The organism is Pseudomonas putida, from assembly GCF_050989985.1.
GTDB classification, from domain to species: Bacteria; Pseudomonadota; Gammaproteobacteria; order Pseudomonadales; family Pseudomonadaceae; genus Aquipseudomonas; species Aquipseudomonas putida_AI.
This window is the reverse complement of record NZ_CP158815.1, coordinates 4220780-4240189: the sequence shown is the minus strand read 5'-3', so window position 1 is coordinate 4240189 and position 19410 is coordinate 4220780. Positions and strand designations below refer to the sequence as shown.

Annotated in this window: 14 protein-coding genes; 7 read left to right on the top strand and 7 right to left on the bottom strand. The window is 63.3% G+C overall.

The features are described from left to right. Window positions 1-54 precede the first annotated feature (54 nt). The 3 genes from ABTV29_RS19425 to ABTV29_RS19415 are packed head-to-tail and all read right to left on the bottom strand — an operon-like array spanning window position 55 to window position 5538. Window positions 55-1101: a TauD/TfdA family dioxygenase gene (locus ABTV29_RS19425; protein WP_433766308.1), complete on the bottom strand. Its 1047-nt coding sequence runs from the start codon at window positions 1099-1101 to the stop codon at window positions 55-57. 17 nt (window positions 1102-1118) lie between these two features. Then, on the bottom strand, window positions 1119-4553 hold the full coding sequence (locus ABTV29_RS19420; RefSeq protein ID WP_433766307.1) for a condensation domain-containing protein: 3435 nt from the start codon (window positions 4551-4553) through the stop codon (window positions 1119-1121). Between the two features lie 7 nt (window positions 4554-4560). Further along, window positions 4561-5538, bottom strand: coding sequence for a TauD/TfdA family dioxygenase (locus ABTV29_RS19415; protein WP_433766306.1), 978 nt, complete (start codon window positions 5536-5538; stop codon window positions 4561-4563). A 255-nt stretch (window positions 5539-5793) separates the two neighbouring features. On the opposite strand from ABTV29_RS19415, the gene ABTV29_RS19410 reads away from it, so the two are divergent. The 4 genes from ABTV29_RS19410 to ABTV29_RS19395 all read left to right on the top strand — a co-directional run bounded on the left by ABTV29_RS19410 (window position 5794) and on the right by ABTV29_RS19395 (window position 14081). Further along, the gene (locus ABTV29_RS19410; RefSeq protein WP_433766305.1) at window positions 5794-7854 is read left to right on the top strand and encodes a TonB-dependent receptor; all 2061 of its coding nucleotides are present in this window, start codon (window positions 5794-5796) and stop codon (window positions 7852-7854) included. A 114-nt stretch (window positions 7855-7968) separates the two neighbouring features. Continuing rightward, the gene (locus ABTV29_RS19405; protein ID WP_433766304.1) at window positions 7969-9396 is read left to right on the top strand and encodes a diaminobutyrate--2-oxoglutarate transaminase; all 1428 of its coding nucleotides are present in this window, start codon (window positions 7969-7971) and stop codon (window positions 9394-9396) included. Between the two features lie 359 nt (window positions 9397-9755). Beyond that, the gene (locus tag ABTV29_RS19400) at window positions 9756-10940 is read left to right on the top strand and encodes an efflux RND transporter periplasmic adaptor subunit (RefSeq protein WP_433766303.1); all 1185 of its coding nucleotides are present in this window, start codon (window positions 9756-9758) and stop codon (window positions 10938-10940) included. 12 nt (window positions 10941-10952) lie between these two features. Further along, window positions 10953-14081, top strand: a complete 3129-nt coding sequence (locus tag ABTV29_RS19395) for a multidrug efflux RND transporter permease subunit (protein ID WP_433766302.1) — start codon at window positions 10953-10955, stop codon at window positions 14079-14081. 5 nt (window positions 14082-14086) lie between these two features. Here the strand turns inward: ABTV29_RS19395 and ABTV29_RS19390 are convergent, their stop codons facing one another. Further along, window positions 14087-14353, bottom strand: a complete 267-nt coding sequence (locus ABTV29_RS19390) for a FecR/PupR family sigma factor regulator (protein WP_433766301.1) — start codon at window positions 14351-14353, stop codon at window positions 14087-14089. 114 nt (window positions 14354-14467) lie between these two features. Between ABTV29_RS19390 and ABTV29_RS19385 the strand changes: the two genes are divergently transcribed. Continuing rightward, window positions 14468-14806 (top strand): fe2+ zn2+ uptake regulation protein, encoded by a 339-nt coding sequence (locus ABTV29_RS19385; protein ID WP_433766300.1) that lies wholly within the window; start codon window positions 14468-14470, stop codon window positions 14804-14806. 211 nt (window positions 14807-15017) lie between these two features. Next, window positions 15018-15485: a metallophosphoesterase family protein gene (locus ABTV29_RS19380; RefSeq protein ID WP_433766299.1), complete on the top strand. Its 468-nt coding sequence runs from the start codon at window positions 15018-15020 to the stop codon at window positions 15483-15485. Between the two features lie 24 nt (window positions 15486-15509). On the opposite strand, the gene ABTV29_RS19375 is transcribed toward ABTV29_RS19380, so the two are convergent. The 3 genes from ABTV29_RS19375 to ABTV29_RS19365 form a co-directional block, all read right to left on the bottom strand. Further along, a complete protein-coding gene (locus ABTV29_RS19375; protein ID WP_433766298.1) occupies window positions 15510-16124 on the bottom strand; it encodes a dihydrofolate reductase family protein in 615 nt (204 codons plus the stop codon). Between the two features lie 121 nt (window positions 16125-16245). Then, window positions 16246-16920 carry a class I SAM-dependent methyltransferase gene (locus ABTV29_RS19370; RefSeq protein ID WP_433766297.1) on the bottom strand — a complete coding sequence of 225 codons (675 nt, stop codon included), beginning with the start codon at window positions 16918-16920 and terminating at the stop codon, window positions 16246-16248. Between the two features lie 78 nt (window positions 16921-16998). Next, window positions 16999-18210, bottom strand: coding sequence for an MFS transporter (locus ABTV29_RS19365; protein ID WP_433766296.1), 1212 nt, complete (start codon window positions 18208-18210; stop codon window positions 16999-17001). A 115-nt stretch (window positions 18211-18325) separates the two neighbouring features. On the opposite strand from ABTV29_RS19365, the gene ABTV29_RS19360 reads away from it, so the two are divergent. Further along, window positions 18326-19099 (top strand): AraC family transcriptional regulator, encoded by a 774-nt coding sequence (locus ABTV29_RS19360; protein ID WP_433766295.1) that lies wholly within the window; start codon window positions 18326-18328, stop codon window positions 19097-19099. The last annotated feature ends 311 nt before the right edge of the window (window positions 19100-19410 follow it).

The window sequence follows — 19410 nt, the reverse complement described above, 5'->3', positions numbered from 1 at the left end:
CTGATCGAAATCAGGTGAGCCTGTGCACATCAGCTTGTTTGCCCGTGGAAAAAATCAGACGGCGACGTCACTTTGCAGCAGGGCCTCAGCCATGCCGGTCATGATGGCGCGCTTGCCGGTAAAGGGTTCGCGACCGTGCACCGCGAGCATGTTGTCGATGAACAACACGTCGCCCTGCTGCCAACTGAAGCGCACCAGCGAATCGAGGTAGGCCGCTCGCAGCGATTCCAGCACCTCGGGTTCGATCGGTTCGCCGTCGCCATAGAAGGTGTTGGTGGGCAGGTCGAGATCGCTGAAGTTGCCTTGCAGCGAGTCGCGGATGGCCGGTGGCAGGGTGCTGATGTGGAAGAAGGTGGCGTGGTTGAACCACACCTCTTCGCCGGTGCGCGGATGGCGGACCACGGCGGGACCGCGCTGGCGGGTGCGCAGGCGATTATTGGCTTTCCATTCCACCTCGATGCCGACGCTGGCGCAGTAGGCTTCCACTTCAGCGCGGTCTTCGGACTGGAACACCGTCTGCCATGGCAGGCCGAAGCCGTCGCCGTAGTTGCGCACATACAGCACGCCTTTCTCGCGGAAGCGCGCTTCGACCTGCGGGCTGATTTTTGCCTTCACCGCGCGGGTCGAACCGATCGGGGTTTCGCCGCCGGTCTCGGACGGGATGTGGCAGTAGAAGAACAGCCGCAGCGGGAAGCGCGGCGAGTAGGAGTGCTCGTTGTGCGGGAAAATCATCTGGTCGGCCGGGTAGTCGGTCGAGGTGTAGATATTGCCGCCGACCCGGGTGCGCGGCGAGGCGCGGAACATGTATTCCAGGGCGCCGGGGGAGAGCGCGGCGATCACCTGATCGAACTGCTCCACCGACAGCACGGAGAACCCGCGAAACAGGATCGCACCGTATTGCAGCAGTTTCTGCTCAAGGTTCTCACGTTCCCTGGCCGCCCAGGCGACCAGGTCGACACCGCTGACCGCCGGCTCGATCACCAGTGGCAGGGCATGATCGGGGCTGAGCAGGCGCTCGCTGACCAGTTGCTGTTCCGAGACGTTCATGGCTTTGCGACGCACGCCGCCAAGGGCGCGGGACGGTGGGGGCACGATAGACATAAAGGTATTCAACTCGGTTAGAGGGGCATTGAGCGACGTTTGGTTTGCAGCATCTGGCTGCGCCCGGCCGAAGCCTGGGACTGCTGGCGTTCACGCTGGAAAGCCTGGTCCCAGGCGTCGAGGCGTTCGGCCACGGCGGGCAGCGACTGGTCGAGCAGATCGCGGCTCTCGCCCAGCAGGCGGGTCCACAGGTGTTGCAGGCGCAGCGCGCGGTCCTGATCGAAATGCTCGCCACGGAATTTCAGGTTGGCTTCGATGCCGGCGCTGCCGTGGGTCAGGTCCAGCACCAGATGGAAATCCCCCGGTGCCTGCGCCGCGTCCAGCGAGGTCATCTGCGCACCGGCGATGTCAGTCGGGTTCACCCGCGATGGCTGGTAGTTGAGCTTGACCTGGAACAGCGGCGAGTGACCGGCGCGGCGTTGCGGCGCCAGGGCCGAGACCACCAGATCGAACGGCAGGCCCTGGTGGGCATAGGCCAGCCGGGCCTGATCGCGCACTTGCCCGAGGAAACCGGCCAGGGTCGGTTCACCGCGCAGGTCGCAGCGCAGGGTCAGTTGGTTGACGAAGAAACCGATCACGTCGTTATGCGCGGCCAATGGCCGGCCGCTGACGTCGGTGCCCAGCAGGAATTGCTGCTGGCCGCCCAGTTGCTTGATCACCAGTTGATAGCTGGCCAGCAACAGCATGAACAGGGTCATGCCTTGTTCGCGGGCCAGTGCCGTCAGCGCTTCGCAGTTGGCCTGGGGCAGGTTGAAGTTGAAGCTGTGTTCGCCCGCCATCTGGCCGTTGCCACCCAGCGCCACGGTTTGCGCCACGCCTGCCAGATGCTCGCGCCAGAACTGTTGTTCGGCGGCGATGCGTTCGGCGCTCCAGTGAGCGGCTTCCCAGCGGGCGAAATCCAGGTACTGCAGCGGGCGTTCGCCGGCGTTGGAAGCGGCCAGCTCCGTCAGCAGCAATTGCGTCGAGCGTCCGTCGAAAGCGATGTGGTGCAGGGTCAGCAGCAGGTCGTGTTGCTGGTCTTCGCGGCTGAGCAATTGCGCGCGCAGCAGCGGACCGTTTTGCAGATCGACCGGTGTCGTGTGCTCGCGGGCCAGGTGATCAGCCAGCGCTTGTTGTTGCATGGCGATGGGGTGATAGCGCAGGTCATGCAAAGTCAGCGGCACGTCCGCAGTCGGCAGGATCCGTTGTTGCGGACCGTCGACGCCATCGTGGTAGACCGTGCGCAGGACGCTGTGGCGCTCGACCAGATGATTGAGTCGCAGTGCCAGCGCCTCGCTGTCGAGCGCGCCGTGCAGGCGCAGATGCAGCACCAGGTTGTGGCGGGTGTCGGTTGGGTCCAGCTGACGCAGGAACCACAGGCGGCTCTGTGCGAAAGACTGCCGGCCATGATCCAGATCGATGCTGGAACCTTCGCTCGGGGCGGTGGCCTGCGGAGCGGCTTCACCGAGGAAATCCAGCAGCGCCTGCGCCCATTCCTCCAGGGTCTGCTCGCCGAACAGACGCTGGGTATCGAGATTGAGGCCCAGATCCTGATGCAGGCGGGCGGCGAAGTCGGCGACGCTGATGGAGTCCAGGCCCAGGCTGATCAGGCTCAGGTCGAAGTCCACCTTCAGGTACGGGTTGACCTCGCGCAGGGTTTGCCTGAGCCATTGGCGGCAGGCGGGCAGGGCGCTTTCGTCGCCCTGGGCAACCTGCTCCAGCAGTTGCCCACGCTCGATCAGTTCATCGTCGGCCGTGGCCTGTCCACCGTACTGGGCAATGATGCTCAAAGTGCCCACGGCCAACTGCTTGCGCGCGCCCTGGCGGGCGATCTTGCCGCTGGTGGTCATGGGAATGGTCCCGGCTTCCACCAGCACGATCTGGTCGATGCCGCAGTCGGCGGCTTCGCGCACGGCGTTCTGCATCGAAGCGAACAGCTCCGGATGACGCGAGGGGTGAACGAATTTGCGCTGGGGTTCGGCGACGATCACCAGCTTCTCGCGGCCCAGCACCGGGTCCATCTCGGAGAAGGCGGCGATGCGCCCGGTGCGGATGCCCGGCTCGGCATCGGTGATGGCGAATTCGATGTCGTGGGGGTACAGGTTGCGGCCGTTGAGGATCAGCAAGTCCTTGACCCGACCGCAAATCACCACCTGGCCTTCGTGCATGAAACCCAGGTCGCCGGAGCGCAGGTAATGGCCTTCTTCCCCAAGAATGCTGGCCTGGAAGGCCTCGCGGGTCGCTTCGGGATTCTTCCAGTAGGCTTCGGCGTTGCTCGGGCCTTGCAGCCAGACTTCGCCGATCCGGTCGGCGGCGCAGCGTTCATGGTTGTGTGGATTGACGATGGCGATGCCGTGCAAGGCTTGCGGGTAACCGCAGGCGACAAACTCCACCGCCGGGGCTTCGTCTGCCGCCAGGGCCACGCGTCCGGTTTCCAGCACCGCCTTGTCCAGGCGCAGCACCACCGGCAAGGCGTCGGCCGGCGTGGCGCTGACGCACAGCGTCGCTTCGGCCTGGCCGTAGCCGGGGCTGATCGCCAGCGGATTCAGGCCGCAGGCGGCGAAGCGTTGGGCGAAGGTTTCGAGGGTGCCGGGGTGAATCGGCTCGGCGCCGTTGATCGCGTGTTGCCAGGCGCTCAGGTCGAGCTGCGCGATCAGGTTGTCGCTGACCACGCGGTTGCACAGGGCATAGGCAAAATTGGGCGCGAAGCTGGCGGTGGCGCGATAACGGCTCAACGCCTGCAGCCAGGTGGATGGCGCGTTGACGAACGTCTGCGAGGCGATCAGATAGCACGGCATGCCGCTGTACAAGGGCGCCAGCATCCCGCCGATCAGGCCCATGTCGTGGTACAGCGGCAGCCAGTTGACCATGGCGCCGTGCTCGTCGAAACCGTAGGCCTGGCGCATCAGCTCGACGTTGGCGATCAGGTTGCGCTGGCGCACTTCGACGCCCTTGGGCGTGCCGGTGGAGCCGGAGGTGTATTGCAGGAAGGACACGGTCGCGCCGTCGACATCCGGGCGCGTCCACTGGCTGGCGGGCGGGGTGCCGAGGTCTTCGACCGTCGCGACATCGACCCGGCCCTCGACCAGCTCACGCAGGTTTTCGCAATGCTCGGCCGGGGCGAGGATCAACGCCGGTTCCGCATCCACCACCACATTGCGCACGCGGTCCAGGTGACGCGGTTTTCGCGAGGGCGGCGGAAACAGTGGCACGGCGATCAGCCCGGCGTACTGGCAGGCGCAGAAGGCGCGGGCGTAGTCGAGGCTGCTGGGCAGCATCAACAGCACGCGCTCACCCGGCGCATATCGCGCTTGCAGCGCCGCCGCCAGGGACTGGCTCTGTTCGTGCAGTTGGGCAAAGGTCAGGGTTTCGCCGATCTCGACGCCGTCCGGCAAAAAGTGCAGGGCCGCGCGCTGTGGAAAATGCCGGGCGTTGGTTTCCAGCACTTCGATCCAGTGTTTGAAAGAAAACATGTGCAATTCACGCCATGGCAACGATGACTTTGCGGTCACCGGTGTAAGGGTTGCGGCCGTGTGCGACCAGTCGATTGTCGAGCATCAGGATGTCGCCGGGCTGCCATGGAAAACTGATGGCGGTCTCGCGATAGACCTCGCGCACAGTGTCGAGCACCGCGTCGGGGATGGCCGAGCCGTCGCCGAAGTACACGTGGCGCGGCAGGTTCTCTTCACCCACCGCAGCCAGCAGGCTGGCGCGCACCGATGGTTCGATCGCCGAGACATGGAACAGGTGCGCCTGGTTGAACCACACCCACTCGCCGGTCTCGGGGTGCTCAAGCACCGCTGTGCAACGCTGGCGGGTGCGCAGTTCACCATCGGCTTTCCACTCCCACTGGATGTCGTTGTCCTGGCAGTAACGCTCGACCTGGGCGCGATCCTCGGTGTTGAAGACCTTTTGCCATGGCAGGTCCAGCGCGCCGCTGTAGTTGCGCACGTAGAGCAGCTCGCGGCTGGCGAACAGATCGCGGATCTCGGCCGGCATGCGCTGGTAGATCAGGCGGCTGTCGGCAATCGGCGTTTCGCCACCGGTTTCGCTGGCCTTGATGCAGTGGAACCAGATGCGCGACGGCCAGGGCCGGGTGTAGGCCTGTTCGTTGTGCAGGGGAATGAATTGGTGGGCCGGGTATTCGGTGGAGCTGTAGACCCCGGCGAACACTTTGCTGCGCGGCGTGGAGCCGAATTCGTAGCTGGCCAGCGGTGCGCCGAAGCTGGCGGCGAAGCGCTTGAAATCGATGGGCGTAGGGACGTTGAAACCGCGAAACAGGACACCGCCGACGGTGCTCAATGCCTGATCCAGAGTGTCGCGAATCTGTGCTTGCAGATCATGGATCGACTGTCCGGGTGTCGCTTGAATCAGCAAGGGCAACGTCGATTCCTGGTCGAGCGTCCGAGCATTGGGCAAGGGTTCGGAACGAACGCTCAAGTGTTCGATTGAAGTCATCCTGCGCATCCTTTTTTCTTCTTCAGTCAGGCAGTGGGCCTTGGCGAACCTGGAAAACCGGGCAGAGGTCGCTAGGCTTGGCATCCGCCTGAAATGTATCGGCGTTTGTACAGTGCGGCATTTTTATTACAAATGAGAGTCGTTATCAATCTTATTCCATTAATTTTTTTTTTGGATTAGACTCCCGCCGGCCGTAGGCATAGAGCGTTTTTTGCGTACGAAAAATCTACAAAATCTGTCGCAGGGGAGCGGGGCGTGAATTTCAAAAAGAATACAATTGCGTTGGCTGTGGGGTCGGCTGTGTGCCTGGCTAACAGCGCATGGGCAGCCGAACAGGCGAACACAATGGAGATCGCGCCGATCACGGTGACGGGCGAAAAAATCAACCGTTCCCTGGAAAAAACCCAGTCGAGTGTAGCCGTCGTCACGGATAAGCAACTGCGCGAGAAGGAAGACCACAGCCTGGTCGATGTATTCGCCCGCACACCGGGTGTCTACAACACCTCCGGCAACGAAAACTGGGGTATCCGCGGCGTGCCGGTCTCCGGTTTCGATGATCAGGGCCCGGCCGCGCTCAATGGCGCAGTCTCGGTATTCGTCGACGGCGCGGTGCAGCCCAACCGTGCGCTGACCCTGAGCCCGATGCCGCTGTGGGACGTCGAGCAGGTCGAAGTGTTCCTGGGCCCGCAATCCACCACCCAGGGCCGTAACTCCCTGGCCGGTGCGGTGGTCATCCAGACCAAGAACCCGACTTTTGTACCGAGCTTTTCGGCGCAGGCCAACGGCGGTACCTACGGTGAGCGCGGTGGCGCGGTGGCCGGTGGCGGTGCGATTGTCGAAGACAAGATCGCCGGCCGTATCGCTGTGGATTACCAGGAAGGCGATGGCTACATCGACAACCTCTTCGACGATAGCGATGCCAACAAGACCCGCAACGCGAACTACCGCGGCAAGCTGCTGATCCTGCCCAACGACGATCTCGATGTGCTGCTGACCTATGCCCACGATCAAAGCCGCAAGGGCGATAACTCGGTGGTTCGCCAGGGTGACAGGATCCGTTACTACAAGATCGACTCCAACACCGACGCCTACGACAAGCTCAAGCAGGACACCGTCAGCGCCAAGGTCGACTACCGCCTCAATGACGACTGGTCGATCACCAGCCTGACGGCCAACACCGACTCCGACTACGACGCCCGCCTGGACTTCGACCAGACCTCGGTCGACGACCAGGTGGTGCTGCGCAAGCAGTATGGCGACCTGTTCAGCCAGGAGCTGCGCCTGAACTACACCTCGGACGAGGTGAAGAGTTTTGTCGGCCTCTACTACGGCCACAACACCAACAATTTCCACGACCGGCTGTTTTTCGAAGGCGATCCGTTCGGCACGGTCAAGGGCGATACGACGATCGAGAACAAGGCCGTGTTCGGTGAAATCAACTGGACCTTCGCCCCGCGCTGGACCTTGATCACCGGTCTGCGCTACGACCACGAGACCAACGACACCGACGTCAAGATCGATGACTTCTCGCAGCCTGGCAAAGACAAGCAGACCTCCGATGCGGTCCTGCCGAAACTGGGTATCGACTACGAGCTGGCCGACAATCAGTTCGTCGGCTTCATGGTGCAGCGCGGCTATCGTGGCGGCGGCGTCAACGTCCGTGCCGGTAGCGGCCACACCTCCTACGATCCGGAATACACCACCAACTACGAGCTGTCGTACCGTGGTTCGTTCATGGATCAGACCCTGCGTACCCGCGCCAACCTTTACTACACCGACTGGAAGGATCAGCAGGTCAGTGTCGTGAACCCGCAAACCGAATTCTTTGACGTGTTCAACGCCGGTCGTAGCGACATCAAGGGCCTGGAAGTTTCCGTTGAAAAAGACTTCGGCCAGCAGCTGACCCTGAACGCCGGTGCCTCGGTGACTGATGGCAAGTACAAGGACTTCGTGACCAGCGACGGCCGCGACATGAGCGGCGAAGATTTCCTTTTCTCGCCCAAGTACAAGATGACCATGGGCGCTACCTATCGCTGGAACGACCGCGTGACCCTCAACACCGACGTCGTCTGGCAGAGCACGTCCCCGTCGGAGTACGAGTTCGATGACGCAGGTCAGGTGATCGGTGAACGCAAGGCCGACAACTACTGGCTGGCCAACTTCAACGCCGAGTACAAGCTGACAAAGAACGTCTCGGTATCCGGTTACGTGAAAAACGCCTTCGACAAGGAATACGTCACCAACAACCGCAGCGGCGACATCATCGATGTCGGTGCCCCGCGCACTGCAGGCCTGATTCTGCGCTACGACATGTAAACCCTTGGACTGGGGAAAGGATTCCCCGCGTCCGGTTTCACGGCTTTCTTTTCCTGGAACGTTCGATTTCAGGCGCCCCGTTCCTTTCCAAATCCAGCCTCCGTGGAGGAAATCATGAGTGCTTTTTCGAATGCCACATCGGGTGGCGCGCAACAGCTACGCCTGTCGCACACCGGTCTGTCGAACCCGTACTGCCTTGATCCGACGCCGCTGCTGGAGCGCCAGCAACAGCAGGAATCCAACGCCCGCAGTTACCCTCGGCGCATTCCGCTGGTGCTGGAACGGGCCCATGGCATCTATGTGCAGGACAGTCGCGGCCAGGTGTTCGTCGATTGCCTGGCCGGTGCCGGCACCCTGGCGCTGGGGCACAACCATCCGGTGATCGTCGAAGCCATCACCCAGGTGCTGGCCTCGGGTTTGCCGATGCACACCCTGGACCTCATGACCCCGGTGAAGGACGCATTCGTCCAGGAAATCTTCGGCTGCCTCCCAGCCGACTTTGCGCGGAACGCGCGCATCCAGTTTTGTGGCCCCAGTGGCGCCGATGCGGTGGAAGCGGCACTGAAGCTGACCCGCACCGCCACTGGCCGGCATTCGGTACTGGCCTTTGAAGGGGCCTACCACGGCATGACCTTGGGCACGCTGTCGATCAGCGGCAACCTGTCGCCGAAAAATGCCCTGGGCGGCTTGATGGCCGGCGTGCAACGCCTGCCGTTCCCCCACGATTACCGCTGCCCGTTCGGCGTGGCGGGCGAGCAGGGCGTGACCCTGAACGTGCGCTACCTCGAGCACCTGCTCAACGACCCGGAAAGCGGTGTGACCCAGCCTGCGGCGATGATCCTCGAACCGATCCAGGGCGAAGGCGGAGTGATCACCGCGCCCGATCGCTGGATGCAGGAACTGCGGCGCCTGACCCAGGCTCACGGCATTCCGTTGATCGTCGACGAAATCCAGTGCGGCATCGCGCGCAGCGGGCGGATGTTCGGCTTCGAGCACTCGGGCATCACCCCGGACGTGATTACCTTGTCTAAAGCCATCGGCGGCGGCCTGCCGTTGTCGGTGATGGTCTACAACGACTCCCTGGATGTGTGGCAACCGGGTGCCCACGCCGGCACCTTCCGTGGCAACCAATTGGCGATGGCGGCCGGCACCGCGACCTTGCGTTTTATCCGCGATCAGGGCCTGGTGGCTCACGCCGAAAGCGCTGGCGCGCATCTGCGCAAGCAGCTGCTGGCATTGCAGAGTGAATTCAACTGGATCGGCGACGTGCGTGGCCGTGGCCTGATGCTCGGCATGGAAATCGTCGACCCGCAGGGTGCCCGCGATGTCCAGGGCCATCCGCCGGTGGACACCGCCCGGGCCAAGGCCTTCCAGCAGGCGTGCCTGCAACACGGTTTGATCGTGGAACTGGGTGGTCGTCACGGCGCCACCGTGCGCTTGCTGCCACCGCTGATCATCACCGAGCAGGAAATCGATTTCGTCGCGCAAATCCTGTTCCGCGCGGCCGCTGCGATCAATGAGCGCCAATGTTCTTCTCTGTAGGAGCGAGCTTGCTCGCGATGGCGGCGTGTCAGGCACCATTGGTGTTGAATGTGCCGGCCTCATCGCGAGCAAGCTCGCTCCCACAGGGGAATGTTGCCGCAGGCTGCGATCTTTTGATTTGGCTTGAAAGATCGCAGCCTCGTTGCACTCGACAGCTCCTACAGTGATTTTGCGTACAGGCACGGGACCTGTGGGAGCGAGCCTGCTCGCGATGGCGGCGTGTCAGGCGCCATTGATGTTGAAATGTGCCGGCCTCATCGCGAGCAGGCTCGCTCCCACAGGGGAATGCGTAATCCAGTAGGGGGATGCGGTGCAGATTTTTTGGGTAGGGAGTGGTAATGCATAAGGTGTTTGCATCGATGAAACCCACCTGGCTGTTGCTGACGGTGCTTGGATTGAGCGCTTGTGGCGAGCCAAAGGCGCCTGCCGAACAGAGTGCAGCGGTGCCGCAGGTGAAGACGCTGACGGTCCAGCCGCGTTCCTTTGCCATGACCACGGACTTGCCCGGTCGGATCGAGCCGGTGCGCATTGCCGAGGTGCGCGCGCGGGTGGCCGGCGTGGTGCTGACCCGACACTTTCAGGAGGGCAGCGACGTCAAGGCCGGCCAGTTGCTCTTCAGCATCGACCCGGCGCCGTTCAAGGCCGCCGTGATGCGCGCCGAAGGCGCACTGGCCAAGGTCGAGGCGGATGCCTTCCGCGCCAACGCCCAGGTCCAGCGCTTCAAGCAACTGGTGCAAATCAACGCCGTCAGCCAGCAGGCCTTCGACGACGCCATGTCCGACCTCAAGAGCGCCCAGGCCAATCGCCTGGCTGCCCAGGCCGACCTGACCACCGCCCGGCTCAACCTCGGTTACTGCCAGGTGCGCGCGCCGATCAGTGGCCGTGTCGGTCGTGCCCTGGTCAGCGAAGGCGCGTTGGTGGGGCAGGACGAGGCGACGCAGATGGCGCGGATCCAGCAACTGGACCCGATCTACGCCGACTTCACCCAACCCGCCGAACAGGTGGTGGCCTTGCAGCAGGCGTTGTCCAGCGGGCGCCTGACACTCAGCGAAAACGGCAGCGGCGACAGCAGTTCTGCCGAAGTCACGCTGCAGGTGGGCAACCCGGCGCAGGTTCGCCGTGGCACCCTGATGTTCTCCGATATCTCCGTGGACCGCGGCACCGGGCAGGTGACGCTGCGCGGCGAGTTTCGCAACCCGGACCACCTGCTGCTGCCGGGCATGTACGTGCGGGTAGTGGCGCCGGCCGGTGTCGACCCGCAAGCCTTGTTCGTGCCGCAACAGGCGGTGCAGCGCGGTGCCGACGGCCAGGCGCGGTTGATGCTGGTGGACGACGGCGGCGTGGTGCGCGAGCGGGTGGTCAGCACCGGTGCGATGGTCGGCTCAGACTGGCAGATCACCCAGGGGCTGGCGGCCGGCGAGCAGGTGGTGATCGAGCGCGTCGACAAGGTCAGCGCCGGTGCGCTGGTCAAGGCCGAAGCAGAGGTCAAGACCGATGCCGTGGTCAACGACAACACTCTGGTCGGGCAGCAAGCCCGTAACTGACGGAAGCCTTCGATGCCCGATTTTTTCATCAACCGTCCGAACTTCGCCTGGGTCATCGCGCTGTTCATTTCCCTTGCGGGCTTGCTGACCCTGGGGACCCTGGCGGTCAACCAGTACCCGGACGTGGCGCCGACGCAGATTGTGGTCAGCGCCAGCTATCCGGGCGCATCGGCACAGATCGTCAGCCAGAACGTCACCAGCCTGATCGAAGAAGAGCTCAACGGCCTCAAAGGCCTGATCTATCACGAGTCCAACAGCGCCAACGGCGGGGCCGACATCACCATCACCTTCAAGCCCGGTACCGATGCCGACATGGCACAGGTCGACGTGCAGAACCGTCTGCAACGGGTGATCGGTCGCATGCCCCGGGCGGTAATCGAGCAAGGCCTGAATGTGGAGCAGTCGCGCTCCAATTTCCTGTTGGTGTATGCCTTGTCCTACACCGACGACCAGCAGGATTCCATCGGCCTTGCGGACTATGCCGCCCGGGCCGTGAACAATGAGATACGCCGGGTGAACGGGGTCGGGCGGGTGCAGATGTACACCGCCGAACGGGCCATGCGCATCTGGGTCGATCCACAGCGACTGGTGGGCTACAACCTGTCGATGGCCGATGTCGGCAAGGCCATTGCCGCGCAGAACGCCCAGGTGCCCGCCGGCAGCATGGGCGAACGACCGGGGCCGGCCGACCAGCAAATCACCGCGACAGTGATGGTGCAGGGGCAGCTCGAATCGGTGGAGGCGTTCGGCAACATCGTGCTGCGGGCCAATGACGACGGCTCCAGCGTGCGCATTCACGACGTGGCACGGGTCGAGCTGGGGCGCCAGGACTACCGCTTCGACGCGCGCCTGAACGGCAAGCCGGCGGCGGCCATGTCGGTGCAACTGGCACCACAGGCCAACGCGCTGGAAACGGCCAAGGCCATCAAGCTGCGCCTTGAACAGCTGTCGAGCACCTTGCCGGCGAACATGACCCTGAGCGTGCCCTACGACACTTCGTACTTTGTCGACGTGGCGATCCGGCAAGTGATCTACACCCTGATCGAAGCCATGGTCCTGGTGTTTCTGGTGATGCTGCTGTTCCTGCAGAACCTGCGCTACACACTGATTCCGGCGGTGGTGGTGCCGGTCTGCCTGCTGGGGACCGTCGCGGTGATGGCGCCGCTGGGCTTCTCGATCAACATGATGACTTTGTTCGGCATGGTGTTGGCCATCGGCATTCTGGTGGACGACGCCATCGTGGTGGTGGAAAACGTCGAACGCCTGATCCGCGAGGAACGGCTGTCACCCAAGGCCGCGACCCGCAAGGCGATGCAGCAGATCAGCGGGGCGATTGTCGGCATCACGCTGGTGCTGTCGGCGGTGTTCCTGCCGCTGGCGTTCATGGGCGGTTCGGTGGGCATTATCTACCAGCAGTTCGCCATGGCGCTGTCGGTGTCGATCCTGTTCTCCGGGTTCCTCGCGCTGACCCTGACGCCGGCCCTGTGCGCCACGCTGATCAAGCCGTTCGACCCGGCACATCAGGTCCGTGGCAATCGCTGGATGCACGCCTTCAACCGACGATTCGAAGCCCTGGCGCAGCGCTACGAACGGTTGGGGGCGAGTTGGGTTCGACGCGGTGCTCGCAGCACGGGCTTGTACCTGTTGTTGCTGCTGGTGCTGGCCTTTGCCTATGCGCGGCTGCCGACTTCGTTCCTGCCGTCCGAAGACCAGGGCTACATCGTCACCGACATCCAGTTGCCGCCTGCGGCTTCGGCGTCGCGTACCGACGTTACGGTGCAGGCCTGGGAGCGCTATGCCCTGGCGCAGCCGACCACCGATCACGTGCTGGCGATCATGGGCTTCAGTTTTTCCGGGGAAGGCGCCAACGCGGCCATGTCCTACGTCACCCTCAAGGATTGGTCGCTGCGCGGTAGCGGGGAGTCGAGCAAGGCGGTGGCGCGGCGTGCGAACGATGCCTTCGAGGACGTGGCCGACGGCACCCTGTACAGCGTGGTGCCGCCACCGGTGGATGGCCTGGGCACCGCCAGCGGTTTCGATCTGCGTTTGCAGGATCTGGCGGGGCAGGGGCACGAAGCGCTGCTTTCGGCTCGCAGCCAGTTGTTCGAGGCGGCCAAGGCCTCACCGGTGATCGGTCATCTGAGCGAGGATGGCCTGGCCGATGCGCCGCAGATCAAGGTCAGCATCGACCGGGAAAAGGCCGAGGCCCTGGGCGTGAGTTTTGATGTGATCAGCGCGGCACTGTCTTCGGCGCTGGGTTCGGAACAGATCAACGAATTCGCCAATCAGGGGCGGATGCAACGGGTGATCGTCCAGGCCGATGGCCGCAGCCGGCAGACCCCCGAAGCGTTGCTGCGCCTGCAAGTGCCCAACCGGCAGAACCGCCTGGTGCCGCTGGAAGCCTTCAGCCGGTTCGAGTGGCAGGTCGGGCCGTTGCAGATCGGTCGCTACAACGGCTCGGCGTCGTTGCGTTTTTCCGGTGAACCTGCGCCGGGCTACAGCAGCGGGCAAGCCATGGAGGAATTGCAGAAAATCGCCCGCCAGTTGCCGGCCGGTTTCAGTCTGGAGTGGTCTGGCCTGTCGCTGCAGGAACAGCAGGCCAGCGATCAGGTGCCGATGCTGGTGGGCCTGTCGCTGACCATGGTGTTGCTGGTGCTGGTGGCGCTGTATGAGAGCTGGGCGATTCCCTTCGCCGTGTTGCTGATCGTGCCCATCGGCATGCTCGGCTCGGTGGCGGCGGTGACGGTCATGGGCATGCCCAATGACGTGTATTTCAAGGTGGGGCTGATCACCATCATCGGTCTGGCGGCGAAGAACGCGATTCTGATCGTCGAGTTCGCCCGGGCGCTGCACGCTCAGGGTACGGGCCTGGCCGAGGCGGCGGCCCAGGCGGCGCGCCTGCGCTTTCGGCCAATTGTCATGACCTCGTTGGCGTTCATCCTGGGCGTGGTGCCGTTGGCGCTGGCCACCGGGGCGGGCGCAGCCAGCCAGCGGGCGATCGGCACCGGGGTGATCGGCGGGATGCTGGCGGCGACGGTGCTCGGGGTGTTGTTCGTGCCGGTGTTTTTCGTTTCGGTGCTGACGCTGGCCGAGCGCCTGCGCCAGCGGCGGGCGGTCAGCGCCCTGGAAGGTGTGCGCTAAGAGGATTACATCTCGCGCACACCGTCCTGGCGGGAGGACGGATCGGTCAGCAGTTTTTTCGAGGTGCGCGGATTGTTCGGCAGCGCCTCGCTGAGGTCCCAGATCTCCAGCATCTTCGCGTACTCGAACGCGTGACGCGGATCGGCCTGGACCCATTGCCCGAACGCCGCACGTTCGTCGGCGGTGCAGGTTTCGTCGTTCAGGCGCAGGCACCAGTGCGCGGCCTGGGTGAGGATTTCGTCGTCTGTTTCGTGAGGGCTGGAAGGTTTCATCAACCGTTACCTGTGTGACCGAAGTCGGCACTCTAACGGAGCAATTGGTAAAAAAACGTCAAAAACAACATCACCAATTCATCTGCAAAAACGTAATCGAAAAGGACTGTTCGCATGTACGACCGCCTGGCAACGACCGTTCAGGAACCCTGTGCGCTGGAGCGCAAAAGCAATAAACCGATCCGCGAGTTGCTGGGCTTTTATGGCCTGCGCACCAGCCTGATCCGCCTCAAGGTGATCGACGCCCTGCTGGTCGCCGCCAGGGAGGGTCGCGCCATAGGCGTGAACGGGACCCACGCCTGGCTGGAGTCGTCGGCGGTGGAGTGCTCGTTCATCAGCGTGCGCGAAGTGCTCAAGCGATTGTGCGAAGAGCGGGTCATCGATTATCAGGCGGACAAGAGTTATCGCTTCACTGCCGAGGCCTGGGCGATCTTGATGCGTACCTCGGGTTGAGTGCAGCAGCACGTTCCTTTTGGCGGTTCGATTGTGGGAGCGAGCCTGCTCGCGAAAAACTCTCGGACAACGCGTTCACTCAGGCAGCCTGCGTTATCGTTGACGACCATCGCGAGCAGGCTCGCTCCCACAGGTTTTTGCGTGGATTGAATGATTGGTGGTCGACGCGAATACTTGGGGGCATGTTTCCGCATCCGCTCAGGAGTGCTGCATGAAGGTGGGCGTGATTTCCGATACCCATGGTTTGCTCCGCGACGAAGCCCTGGCGGCGTTGCAAGGCTGTGAGCGGATTATCCATGCCGGTGACATCGGCAAGCCGCAAATCCTCGAGCAATTGGCAGCCATCGCGCCGTTGCAGGTGGTGCGCGGGAATAACGATCTGAACCTGCCCTGGGCGCAGTCCATTGCCGATCATCTGCGTTTCGAACTCGACGGCTGGCCGGTGTTGCTGGTGCATGACATGGCCGATGTTCCGGCATTGCTGGAGGCGCGGACGAGGCTGGTGATCACCGGTCATTCGCACAAGCCGCTCATCGAATGGCGCGGTGACCGGTTGTTCCTCAATCCGGGGAGCGCCGGTCCGCGACGATTCAAATTGCCGGTGACGCTGGCGTTGATCGAGGTGCATCCACAGGCGCTTGAGCCGCGGCTGATCTCATTGCTCGATACCCAGGCCTGACGGTTGCCCCTGGGGCAAGGAGATTTATCCGAAGCTGCCGGTCTGCACTTCGCCGCTACGCACGTAACGCGTGACCAGCACACCGCCAGGTGTGGTGATGGAATGCTCCAGGGTAAAAGCCGACGCCTGCGCATCATCGCCAAACAAGCGCTTGCCACGCCCAAGCAGAACGGGGTGAATCATCAAGCGCAGTTCATCCACCAGCCCGGCCGCCAACAGTTGGCGCACCAGATCGCCGCTGCCCTGGGTCAGCAACAGCGAGCCGTTCTGCAATTTGAGCGCGCGTACCGCGCCAATGATGTCGGCATCCAGTGCCTGGCTGTTCTGCCACGTGAGCGAATCCGGCCGATGGGTGGCCACGTGTTTGGGCACGGCGTTGAACAGGTCGGCAATGGCGTTCTGGGCTTCGGCCTTAATCTGCGGCCAATACCCGGCGAAGATGTCGTAGGTCCGACGCCCCAGCAGCAGTTCGAACGGCTGGGCAAACAGATCCATCACGGCCTCGCCGGACACCGGGTCGGCGTAGGGCACGATCCAGCCGCCGAAGTGGAAGCCGTCGCTACGGTCTTCCTCAGGCCCGCCGGGGGCCTGCATGACGCCATCGATAGACATGAACGCGGCAACGATGAGTTTGCGCATGGTGTTCTCCCGATGTGTGAGCCTCTGTAGGAGCGAGCCTGCTCGCGATGGAGGCACAGGCATCGTGGGGTGTCAGTTATGCCCGCGTTATCGTTGACGACCATCGCGAGCAGGCTCGCTCCTACAGGGGGTGGGCCTCGGCCACCAGCAGCAACGACTGCGGCACCGGGCTTTGCGGGTGCTGGGGCTCTTGCAGTTCGGCCAGTTGCAAACCGGCCATGTCCAGCGCCCTGATCCAGCTGGACAAGGTGCGCATGTACCACGGCATGGGCTGCCACTGGCCCTTGAACCCGGCGAAGGTTTCTTCCCGCCAGCCATCCTGATAATCGCCCGCCGCCGCGGTCCATGGATGCAGCGTCTGGATCACTAGCGCGCCACCGGGGGCGAGCAGGGCGTTCATGGCGGCGAGCAGGGGGATGATGTCCTGGTGCAGCAGGGCGAAGTTGGCGCAGATCACGTCGTAATGACTGCCAATGTCGACCTGCGCTTCGGCCAGCGCTTCATAGCTCGCCAGATGCACATTCGAGGCACCCGCTGCGCGCGCGGCCTCGACCAGTGTCGCGTCGCCGTCCACCCCGACCCCCTCGATGCCGCGCTCCGCCAGTGCCCGCAACAGCCAGCCTTCGCCACAGCCCAGGTCGAGCACACGTTCGGGTTGGCGGCTCTGGATGGCCAGCAGGATGGCCCGGTCGGTGACTTGCTGGCGACTTTCGATGGCGCCGCTGCGCACGGCTTCGATCCAGGCTTGGGCGTTGTGCTGCCAACTCTGCAGCAGGCTGGTTTCGGGGGCGGGCATGGTGTCGACCGACGTGAAGGGTTTAGACAACAGGATAGGCCACTTGCCGGTGGCCCGTCCTCGTCTGACCGCTCTGTGTCACACCCCTTTGGTCGACGGCAGCAGGATGGTCAGGATGCCCAGCAGCGGCAGGTAGGAGCACAGCTTGTACACGTATTCGATGCCGTGAATGTCCGCCAGATGCCCCAGCAGCGCGGCGCCGATGCCGCCGAAACCGAACATCAGCCCGAAGAACACGCCGGCGATCATGCCGACGTTGCCCGGCACCAGTTCCTGGGCGAACACCACGATGGCGGAGAACGCCGAGGCGAGGATGAAGCCGATGATCACGCTCAGCACGCTGGTCCAGAACAGGTCGACGTAGGGCAGGGCGAGGGTGAAGGGCGCAGCGCCGAGAATGGAAAACCAGATCACCTTTTTACGGCCGATCTTGTCGCCGATGGGGCCGCCGAAGAAGGTGCCCGCGGCGACCGAGCCGAGGAACAGGAAAAGGTACAACTGGGAACTGGCCACCGACAGGTCGAACTTCTCGATCAGGTAGAAGGTGAAGTAGCTGGTGAAGCTGGACATGTAGAAGTACTTGGAGAACACCAGCAGCGCCAGCACCACCAAGGCAAAGGTCACCCGTTGTTTGGAAAGGCCGTGGGTCGCCTTGCCGCCTTGCTTGAGCTTGAACAGGTTCAGGTGCGAGCGGTACCAGCGGCTCAGGCCGAAGAGAATCAGGATGGCGAACACCGCGAACAGGCCGAACCAGGCCACGTGTCCCTGGCCGTAGGGAATGATGATCGCCGCGGCCAGCAACGGGCCGAAGGCGGTACCGGCATTGCCGCCCACCTGAAAGGTCGATTGCGCCAGACCATAGCGACCGCCCGAGGCCAGGCGCGCGACCCGCGAGGTTTCCGGGTGGAAGGTCGAGGAGCCGATCCCCACCAGCGCCGAGGCCACGAGAATCGCCGGGAAGCTGCCGACGAACGCCAGCATCAAAATACCGATCAGGGTGCAGACCATCCCCGCCGGCAACAGCCAGGGCTTGGGGTGGCGGTCGGTGTGGTAGCCGACCCAGGGTTGCAGCAGGGATGCGGTGAGCTGGAAGGTCAGGGTGATCAGGCCCACCTGGGTGAAGCTCAGGCCGTAGCTGGCCTTGAGCATCGGGTAGATCGAAGGCAGCACGGCCTGGATCAGGTCGTTGATCAGGTGCGCCAGGGCGCAGGCACCGATCACGCGCATGACCAGTGGGCTCGTCTGGTTGGCCACCGAAGCGGTCGCCGAAGGGGTTGTCAGTGAGGACATCGCACATCATCCAGGCAGGGGAAAAGGGGCATTGCGTAGATCAGCCGCTATGCTAGATTTCGCAAAATTGCCTGTCTCGCGCAATTCGGGCGACGACTTTCGTAAAAAGGGCATCATGGACAAATCACTCGAAGAATTTCTGCTGGCCATGGACGAAGTGGACTGGCCCGTGTGCACCAGCGCCACCGATTACCCGGAGAACTGGTTCATCGAGCCCCACAGTCACGCCAAGCATCAGCTGATCTACGCCATCGAGGGCGTGATGGTGGTGCATTCCGGCCTGAACCAATGGACGGTGCCGCCCAGCCGCGGCATCTGGATGCCCTGTGGCCACGTGCACTCGATTCGCTGCGTGGGGGCCCTGAAAATGCGCAGCGTGTTCGTGCGCCCGGAGTATTTTCCAACGCTTCCGGATGAGACCCGGGCGGTGAGCATCTCGGCGCTGTTGAGCGAGCTGATCAAAACCTCGGTGAGCATTTCAGGTCCCGTCGACGAGGATTCCCGGGAAGCCCGGATCATGCGTCTGATCGTCGACGAACTGACCCTGCTGCCGACCTTGCCGCTGCACCTGCCGCAACCGGCCGATCAACGTATCCAGGAAATCTGTGCGGCCCTGCGCCAGGACCTGGGGGACAGCTCGACCCTGGCGGACTGGAGCGATCGATTGAGCCTGGACGCCAAGACCATCCAGCGCCTGTTCCACAAGGAAACCGGCATGACCTTCGGTCAATGGCGCCAGCAGGCGCGGTTGCTCTCGGCGCTGGAGCGCATTGCGCAGGGAGAGAAAATCATCGATGTGGCGGGGGTGTTGGGTTACGACAGCCCGAGCGCGTTCAGCACCATGTTCAAGAAACAGTTCGGGACTACGCCCAGTCATTTCTTCAAGTGAAACCCGCCAACTGTAGGAGCGAGCCTGCTCGCGATGGAGGCACAGGCACTGCGGGGTGTCAGTTATGCCCGCGTGATCGTTGACGACCATCGCGAGCAGGCTCGCTCCCACAGGTTTTTGTGTGGATTGAATGATTGGTGGTCGACACAGACCCTGTAGGAGCGAGCCTGCTCGCGATGGAGGCACAGGCGCCGCGGGGTATCAGTTATGCCTGCGTGATCGTTGACGACCATCGCGAGCAGGCTCGCTCCCACCGGGTTTTTGTGTGGATTGAATGATTGGTGGTCGACACAGACCCTGTAGGAGCGAGC

Excerpts from the sequence above, each read along its gene's own strand:
- ABTV29_RS19425 (WP_433766308.1), bottom strand. The coding sequence starts at position 1,101 with ATGTCTATCGTGCCCCCACCGTCCCGCGCCCTTGGCGGCGTGCGTCGC.
- ABTV29_RS19420 (WP_433766307.1), bottom strand. The coding sequence starts at position 4,553 with ATGTTTTCTTTCAAACACTGGATCGAAGTGCTGGAAACCAACGCCCGG.
- ABTV29_RS19415 (WP_433766306.1), bottom strand. The coding sequence starts at position 5,538 with ATGACTTCAATCGAACACTTGAGCGTTCGTTCCGAACCCTTGCCCAAT.
- ABTV29_RS19405 (WP_433766304.1), top strand. The coding sequence starts at position 7,969 with ATGAGTGCTTTTTCGAATGCCACATCGGGTGGCGCGCAACAGCTACGC.
- ABTV29_RS19400 (WP_433766303.1), top strand. The coding sequence starts at position 9,756 with ATGAAACCCACCTGGCTGTTGCTGACGGTGCTTGGATTGAGCGCTTGT.
- ABTV29_RS19395 (WP_433766302.1), top strand. The coding sequence starts at position 10,953 with ATGCCCGATTTTTTCATCAACCGTCCGAACTTCGCCTGGGTCATCGCG.
- ABTV29_RS19390 (WP_433766301.1), bottom strand. The coding sequence starts at position 14,353 with ATGAAACCTTCCAGCCCTCACGAAACAGACGACGAAATCCTCACCCAG.
- ABTV29_RS19385 (WP_433766300.1), top strand. The coding sequence starts at position 14,468 with ATGTACGACCGCCTGGCAACGACCGTTCAGGAACCCTGTGCGCTGGAG.
- ABTV29_RS19380 (WP_433766299.1), top strand. The coding sequence starts at position 15,018 with ATGAAGGTGGGCGTGATTTCCGATACCCATGGTTTGCTCCGCGACGAA.
- ABTV29_RS19375 (WP_433766298.1), bottom strand. The coding sequence starts at position 16,124 with ATGCGCAAACTCATCGTTGCCGCGTTCATGTCTATCGATGGCGTCATG.
- ABTV29_RS19370 (WP_433766297.1), bottom strand. The coding sequence starts at position 16,920 with ATGCCCGCCCCCGAAACCAGCCTGCTGCAGAGTTGGCAGCACAACGCC.
- ABTV29_RS19365 (WP_433766296.1), bottom strand. The coding sequence starts at position 18,210 with ATGTCCTCACTGACAACCCCTTCGGCGACCGCTTCGGTGGCCAACCAG.
- ABTV29_RS19360 (WP_433766295.1), top strand. The coding sequence starts at position 18,326 with ATGGACAAATCACTCGAAGAATTTCTGCTGGCCATGGACGAAGTGGAC.